Origin of the sequence: Paraburkholderia sediminicola, from assembly GCF_046026895.1 — a bacterium.
Taxonomy (GTDB): domain Bacteria; phylum Pseudomonadota; class Gammaproteobacteria; order Burkholderiales; family Burkholderiaceae; genus Paraburkholderia; species Paraburkholderia sediminicola_C.
The window spans coordinates 1-815 of record NZ_JAQQEU010000251.1 but is presented as its reverse complement, the minus strand read 5'-3'; the positions used below and the strand labels follow the sequence as shown (position 1 = coordinate 815).

Annotated in this window: 1 protein-coding gene; it reads right to left on the bottom strand. The window is 59.4% G+C overall.

What is annotated here, in order from left to right:
- Positions 1-815, bottom strand: an 815-nt coding sequence (locus PQR02_RS40585; protein ID WP_408243414.1) for an alkaline phosphatase family protein, incomplete at both ends; no start/stop codon positions are given.

The window sequence follows — 815 nt, the reverse complement described above, 5'->3', positions numbered from 1 at the left end:
GGAGCAACTGGGCCATCGATGAACCCGAGCTTCCAATTGTCCTCGATGAACCGAAGCACCGAGGTCTGGTGAGTGAGCGTGTGGTCGACGAAGTTCGATTTCGCCCAAGGTGAAATCACCAGTAGAGGCTGGCGTGGTCCGAGGCCGCAGCGCGCGGCGTCGGCACCGGGCTGCGGCGTGCCGCAATTGCCGGGGCCGAACAGGAAGTCGATGTTGGTCGCCGAGGGGGTCAAGAGCGGAGGCATGACGTGGTCGTACCAGCCATCGGAATCATCCCAAACGATGACGATCGCAGTGTCGTGCCAATAGCGAGACTGCTGGACTGCGTTGATTGTCTTTACGAGGAAGGCTTGTTCGGCGAGCGGATCGGAGCTTTGGGGATGGCCGTATTGATAGACCGGCGCCTTCACGTAACTGACCGCGGGCAATGAGTTGTGGGACAGCGCCGCGTCGAAATCCGAGATGTCGTACTGGTGGTTGGCCTGGTCGGTCTTGCCGATCATTTCCACCGAACTCGGCCGCAGATGGTGCGGATTGCGCGTGCTCGCATATTTCATGAAAGGGGTAACGCCGGTGCTGTAGTCGTTCTCGAGGACATGCACGTCCGGACCCGGATTAATGCTCGGGTTCTGCACGCTATAAGTGACGCCGTTGATCACCACCTGATGGGCGACATGCTGGGAGCCACAAACCGCAGGCGCATACATATTGCCGTTTGCATCGAACTTCGCGGGCGTGGTGGGCAGGAAGCCACCCTGGAAATAGCCCCAGGTCACGTTCTTCTCATTCAGGAGATCGCCGACATTCTTGCCGGT